Annotated in this window: 4 protein-coding genes; 1 reads left to right on the top strand and 3 read right to left on the bottom strand. The window is 52.7% G+C overall.

Annotated elements, in window-relative coordinates; translation table 11 throughout:
* Positions 1–666 precede the first annotated feature (666 nt).
* The gene (locus U8T64_RS10575; RefSeq protein WP_322183374.1) at positions 667–1,692 is read right to left on the bottom strand and encodes a rod shape-determining protein; all 1,026 of its coding nucleotides are present in this window, start codon (positions 1,690–1,692) and stop codon (positions 667–669) included.
* A gap of 284 nt (positions 1,693–1,976) precedes the next feature.
* Between U8T64_RS10575 and U8T64_RS10570 the strand changes: the two genes are divergently transcribed.
* Positions 1,977–2,570, top strand: a complete 594-nt coding sequence (locus U8T64_RS10570; RefSeq protein ID WP_322183373.1) for a hypothetical protein — start codon at positions 1,977–1,979, stop codon at positions 2,568–2,570.
* 114 nt (positions 2,571–2,684) lie between these two features.
* Here U8T64_RS10570 and U8T64_RS10565 read toward each other — a convergent pair whose 3' ends face one another.
* Together U8T64_RS10565 and recD2 are read right to left on the bottom strand one after the other, a co-directional pair.
* Positions 2,685–3,842, bottom strand: coding sequence for an MFS transporter (locus U8T64_RS10565; RefSeq protein WP_322183372.1), 1,158 nt, complete (start codon positions 3,840–3,842; stop codon positions 2,685–2,687).
* A gap of 882 nt (positions 3,843–4,724) precedes the next feature.
* The gene (recD2, locus tag U8T64_RS10560; RefSeq protein ID WP_322183371.1) at positions 4,725–6,962 is read right to left on the bottom strand and encodes an SF1B family DNA helicase RecD2; all 2,238 of its coding nucleotides are present in this window, start codon (positions 6,960–6,962) and stop codon (positions 4,725–4,727) included.
* Between the last annotated feature and the right edge of the window lie 19 nt (positions 6,963–6,981).

The raw sequence follows: 6,981 nt of genomic DNA, 5'->3' as shown, positions 1-6,981 counted from the left end.
GAGGAGCATAGCGACGAAGAATCTCGTCCTTCACTCCCAAAAAGAGCAAAGAACGAGATCCTTCACTTCGTTCAGGATGACAAGCAGAGAGTAAGCGGATAATCGCTAAATTCCGATTGAATTGATAGCTCCCTCTCTGTCATTCTGAGGAGCATAGCGACGAAGAATCTCGTCCTTCACTCCCAAAAAGAGCAAAGAACGAGATCCTTCACTTCGTTCAGGATGACAAGCAGAGAGTAAGCGGATAATCGCTAAATTCCGATTGAACTGATAGCTCCCTCTCTGTCATTCTGAGGAGCATAGCGACGAAGAATCTCGCCCTTCACTCCCAAAAGGGCAAGAACAAGATCCTCCACTTCGATCAGGATGACAAGCAGAGAGTAAGCGGGTAATTGCTAAATTCCGATTGAACTGATAGCTCCCTCTCTGTCATTCTGAGGAGCATAGCGACGAAGAATCTCGTCCTTCACTCCCAAAAGGGCAAGAACAAGATCCTTCACTTCGTTCAGGATAACAAGCAGAGAAGTAAGTGTGCAGCCGCAAATTCCAATTTATCAAACTTGCCCTTCCTAATTTCTCATCACTGTACAACAACGCCAAAATCCCCGCTTATCGCATAGCTTGCCGATAAGCGGGGATTTTGCAGCAATCGAAAGAGCTGTTTTCTCAGCCGTAAGAAACCAGGGGGTTCATTTTGCCGTGGGTGTGGCCGTCTATTTTGTCGATATATTTAATAGCTTTTCCCGCGCCCAGCACAACGCAGTCTTCCGGATTTTCAAAGGTGACCACGGGGATCTTGGTTTTTTTGGAGAGCAGGGTGGAGAAGCCGTAAAGGTTCGCGGAACCGCCGGTGAGATAAATGCCGTCGGTAAAGATATCCGCCAGAAGCTCCGGCGGGGTCTCCTCCAAAGTGGCCTGCACGGTTTTGATAATGGAAATGGCCGGTTCGATCAAGGCCTCGATCATTTCATCGGAATTCATGACGGTGGTTTCCGGCAGGCCGCTCATGGCGTTTCTGCCCTTTAAGGTAAAGGTGAGCAGCTTCTTTCTGGGGTAGGCGCAGCCAATGGCAATTTTTGCTTCCTCCGCCATTCGGTCGCCGATCACCAGGTTGAACTTTCTGCGCACATATTTGATAATGGCGTCGTTGAAATCGTCTCCGGCGGTGTGAATAGAATTGGCAATGGCAATGCCGTTTAAGGAAATGACCGCCATATCGGTGGTGCCCTGGCCGATATCCACGATCATGGTGCCGTGGGGCACGGCGATATCCACCCCCGCGCCGATGGCTGCCGCTACCGGCTCCTCGATCAGACAGACCTTCCGCACGCCTGCCGCGCCAATAGCGTCCACCACGGCGCGCTTTTCCACCTCTGTCAGCCCACAGGGAACGCTGACCACCACTCGGGGCATAAATACCCGGCTGCTGCTGACCTGTTTCAGATAGTGGCTGATAAGATGCTCCGCCATGGAAAGATCGGAGATCACGCCGTTGGCAAGGGGACGGGCCACCGTGATGCGGTCTGAGGTGCGGCCCAGCATATCATAGGCCTCTGAGCCAATGGCGATCACCTCATCTGTATAATTATCTACAGCGATAATAGAGGGCTCGTTCAAAACGATTCCCTTGCCGTCCAGATAGATCTTAAATTTTGAAGTGCCCAGGTCAATGGCAATATCCGTTCCTATCATCCTGCACCTTCCTTGTTGACCTTCCGCCGGTTTGGAGCGCAGCCTGGCGCGCACTGCTTCAAGTCATAAACTCCCATATTATTTTCTTATTATACAACATCGCCTTTGGTTTTTCAACAGGAAAAGATTCACTTGACACCGACATTTCTTTTTTCTACTATATAGGTGGCAGGTAAAATATTTTAGAATAAAATATCAGGGTTCTCTCAGAAGAACCTGAAGCGTCTCATCTTGGGACTTTTTGCAGACAAATTTCATATCAGGTGATCAAAATGCGGCAAAAATTGAAATTAAAAATCGGGAGCAAAGTCGAGTTTGACAGTGAGTTATATGAAGGTTTCCAACTGGAGGGAAATTCCATCATTGCCAATGTCAGCGCCGATAAGGTTAATGCTGTCATGCGGCACTTTATTGCCATGCATGAAGAACCGTTATTCTTCATTTTGGAGCTTCCAACGAATCAAAATGACGAAACAGAAACCGCCCCGGGTGTTATTGAGACCTTTCATAAGGACATTTATTATATTGACGGCTGTTCCCAGGCTGAGGCCCTGGCAATTATGAGCCGTGTGGGGAACTTGTTGATACACGACGGTCTCTCCGCTTTTGGGTACGGCTGCCACGAAAGCGGAGATGAAATCATGTTCGGAAAATATAATGTGCTTACCATTTTTAGTAAGCACATTAAGCAATACCATGATTTTTTTGAGAAACACGATATAGAGAAAACCGAGCATCTGATCACCGCATGGGATACATTTTCCGATGATCATCCCGGTATAAGTGAAACATATGAAAGCAATGGAAAAAGAGTATATGACATTCCGGAACAATTTAAGGAGTGGGGAATATATTTTGCCGAACGGCGAGAGGCTTAAACGCTTGGCAAGCTTGCATTCAGGAAGCTGTATGCCAAAAGCTGGCAAAAGACCAACAGTATGATGGCTCCGCTAAATACGCCCGTCTTTCTCTGATTGCCGGCCCCCTATGGCTCAAGTACCCCCTGCCAGCTTTCGGTTCAGCGCTTCTGTCATAAGAAGCATCAGCGCCGCAAAAAGCAGCAGGTAGAAGGGGTACAGACCTATGCCGGCATACTGGGCCAGAAGCCCGAACAGGGGCGGCATAAAGGTGCTGCCACAGTAGGCGCTTGCCATCTGGATCCCCACCAGGGCCTGGGAATTCTCCTTGCCGAAGCTTACGGGGGTGGAGTGGATAATGCAGGGGTACACCGGCGCGGCACCCAGGCCGATGACCAGCAAACCCGCAAGAGCCAGAAAATCTACGGGAAGCATGACCAGCACCGCGCCCAGAAGCATCACAAAAATTCCCACCCGGATCATTTTCCGGTCTCCGAAGCGGTCCGCCACAAAGCCGTTTAAGAACCGCCCCACCATTTCGCCCAGGTAAAACAGCGCGGTAAACTGAGCGGCCGTTTCCGGGCTGACGCCCCGCACCCCTACCAGGTAGCTGCTGGCCCACAGCCCGGCGGTGTGTTCCAGCGCGCAGAAGCTGAAAAAAGCCAGCAGTACAAAAGGCACGCCAGGAATTCTTACCGCCTGGGAAAGCGTTACGTCTCCGACGGCCTGCTCCTCTTCCGAGTTTCCCTTCTTTTTCCAAAGCGGCAGGGACAAAACCAGCAGGGAAGTCAGCACGATCTGAATGAGAGACACGCTGCGATAGCCCTTCTGCCAGCCCAGATTTTGGGAAAGGCAGGCGCTCATAATATAGGGGCTGATGGTCACGCCCACGGCCCAGAAGGCGTGAAGCCAGCTCATGTGCCGGGAGGAATAATGCAGCGCCACATAGTTATTGAGGGCTGCGTCCACTGCCCCAGCACCCAAGCCATAGGGCACCGCCCACAGGCAGAGCTGAAAAAACTCTCCGGAAATGGAAAACCCAAACAGCGCGGCGGCCGTCATTCCCACGCTGATGGCAGTAACAGGGCCCGTTCCCAGCCTTCGAAGTACTCGGTTGGAAAGCAGGCTGGAAACAATGGTGCCTCCGGCAATGATCATGGAAATGATTCCCGCGTAGGAAATGGGCGCCCCCAGCTCCAGCCGCATAGCGGGCCAGGCAGAGCCCAGCAGAGAATCCGGCAGGCCCAGGCTGATAAAGGCAAGGTAAATGATCCCCAAAAGCAGTGAAGCCATTCTATCGCACTCCTCTTTGCTTTTCTCTTGACAGGTCGGTTTGTGATTTGTATCATTATAATATGGAAATCGACATATCTCCACAAGAATATTGCAAAAAGCTATAACAATATTTCAATAGCCGCCAATTTCACAAATGCAATTTAGAAACAGGACAGAACCGGCAGCTTTTGGGCAAGAAAGGGATCCCATGCAGTTAAAGGTGCGAAGCGACAATTCAGAATTGCTTTTCTATCGGGAAGCGGACTTCATTTTTCATCAGTCTCACGGCAAGGCGGCTGGGGTAACCCAGCCGCCTTGCCTATTGGGAAATTTATATAGTCATTAGCAGTAAGGTATTAGGGCGTGTTCCCATAAGATAAGTGCACGGATTTTATTTTAAAATTTTGCAGGATTCAAGGCGAAAGAACCGCAGGCTTTTTAACGTAAAAGCCTGTAAAATTTGTCGAAAAGGCGTGTGCGTTAGCTTCGTGGGAACACGCCCTAATTATTAGAGAAAAACAAGCCCTTCCTCCCTGTCATTACTGAGAAAAAAGCAAAACAAGCCTTGCTTTCTCGGCGAAGAATCTCGTCCTTCATTTTCTGAGTAAAAGGACAAAGGACGAGATTCTTCACTTCGTTCAGAATGACAAGAAGGGGCGCGAGTGGATAACCCTTAAATTTCAATTTAGAGAACTCCACCTTTGCTCCTGATAATTGCTCATTTCTCATTCCTAATTGCTTATTGCATCTGCTGCCCTTGCCCTTTCTTCCAATGCATTACAACGCAGCGCCACCACCGTCCAGCATCTGGAATCCAGTATCCAGCATCTAAAAAAGCTCTTTCTAACAACTAACAGCTGGAATAGTAGATTATAGTCAAACGAGCTAGCCTGAGGCAGTTCATTTGCGAAAAGCGCAAAGTCTTCCGTCTTCGTTTTCTTCCTCCAGGAAATGGGCCAGACCGGTATAGCGGCGGGTTTTGCGGTCGTTTTCGATCATGGCCTCCACCACGCCCTGCTGGCCCGCCAGGATCAGCAGCTGCTTTGCCCTGGTCACGCCGGTATACAGCAGGTTTCGGTAGCAGAGCTGAGCGGGCGGCCGAAGCACCGGGATCACCACGGCGGTGAATTCGTTTCCCTGGCTTTTATGGACCGTTACCGCATAGGCGGGCTCCAGCTCGTCTCCAGCCCGCTCAAAATCGTACAGCACGTCCTTATCATCAATATGTACGTGCAGCACGCCGCCGGGCTTGTCGATCTCCGTGATCACGCCCATGTCGCCGTTAAACACCCCTTCTCCGCTGGTATCGTCGTCTCTTGTCCAAGGAAGGTCATAGTCGTTTCGGATCTGCATCACTTTGTCTCCCAACCGGAACAGGGCACCGCCGATCTTCACCTCGGACTTTCCCTTTTCCGGGGGATTGATAGCTTCCCGCAGAAGCTTGTTCAGCTCTACCGTGCCAAGCTCTCCCTTTCTGCCGGGGCACAGCACCTGAATATCCGTAACGGGGGAATAGCCATAGCTTTTGGGAAGCCTTTGGGCGCAGAGGGACACAATGAGCCTTGCGGCCGCCGCAGGCTCCTGCTGAGGCAGGAAAAAGAAATCACTGTCCTTTCGCCGGAGCTCCGGCAGCTTTCCCTCCACGATACGGTGAGCATTTGTCACAATCAGGCTTTCCATGGACTGGCGGAAGATCTCCTTCAGCTGCACGGTGGGAAACTGTCCGGAAGCCATCAAATCCCCCAGCACATTGCCCGCCCCCACGGAGGGGAGCTGGTCGCTGTCTCCCACCAGGATCAGCCGGCAGGAAAGGGGCAGCGCCCGCAGGACACTTTCAAACACATAGGAATCTACCATGGAAAGTTCATCGATCACCAGGCAGTCGCATTCCAGGGGATTTCGCTCGTTTCTGGTAAACACCGGGTTATCGCGCTCGTCCCAATCCACCTGAAGCATACGGTGAATGGTTTTCGCCTCTTCCCCGGTCACCTCGCTCATTCGCTTGGCGGCCCGCCCGGTGGGGGCCGCCAGCAAAACCCGCTCTCCGGCGCATTTCAAAAGATAGATAATGGCGTTTAGGGTGGTGGTTTTCCCCGTACCGGGACCGCCGGTAAGGATCAGGACCCCCTGCTCCAAAGCCGCCTCAATGGCCTCCTTCTGCTTTGCGGCGTACTGGATCCCCCGCTCCTTCTCGATCAGGCGGATCTGAAGCTCCGCGCCGCTGACAGGCTCCGGGGGCATGCGCAGCATGGACTTCATGCGTGCGGCGATATACTGCTCGCATTGGGCCTGTTTCTGCAAAAACAGAAATTCCCGCTCATGAAAGCTTTCGCAGTGGAGCTGGAAGCCTTGGCACAGGGTATACACCGCGTCCCGCACCGCCTCCAGCTCTACCCCCAGCATTTGCTGGGCGGCCCTGCACAGCTTGTCCACCGGCAGGCAGGTATGGCCGTTTTCCAGGTTGTGCCGCATCACATACAGCACCCCGGCCTGTACCCGGCCGGAATCGTCATAGGGCAGTTCCATGGACTGGGCGATGGTATCGGCGATGTCGAAGCTGATATCCAGCCCCTCGCCGCACAGGCAGTAGGGATCCTCCTGAATGCAGCTGACTGATCCTTCCCCGTATTCCTTCCACACCAGCACCGTTTCCTCCGGGCGCACACCGTAAGCCCCCAAAAAGGCCATCAGCTCCCGAATGCCGTAGACCCGCTTCAGCTCTGTGCTGATCTCCAGGGCTTTTTCCTTGGTGATCCCCTTGATCTGCGCCAGCCGTTCCGGTTCGTTTTCAATGACGGTAAGGGCCCGCACGCCGAAGGTATCGATGATCCTTCTGGCGGTGGCCGGCCCCACGCCCTTGACCGCCCCGGAGGAAAGGTATTTCAGCATGGCGGCTGTCGTGGCGGGGCGGGCCCGCTCAAAGGTTTCCGCCTTAAACTGGTCGCCGAAGGAGGGGTGGCTGCTCCAGGCGCCGTACACATGGAGCTCCTCCCCCTCGCTGACAAAGGGAAACGCCCCCACTACCGTGACAAGCTCTCCCCCCGCCGCCATTTCCAGCACGGTATATTGATTTTTATCGTTGTGGTACACCACATGCTCCACTGTGCCGGCAAGCTCCAGCAATCCGCTTTCCGCCAAGATCTTCTTTCCTTTCTGT

The sequence above is a fragment of the Neglectibacter caecimuris genome, from assembly GCF_034335015.1.
GTDB lineage: Bacteria > Bacillota > Clostridia > Oscillospirales > Acutalibacteraceae > Acutalibacter > Acutalibacter caecimuris_A.
Note: the sequence above shows the minus strand (reverse complement) of the source record. Positions and strands in the feature narration are given on the sequence as shown.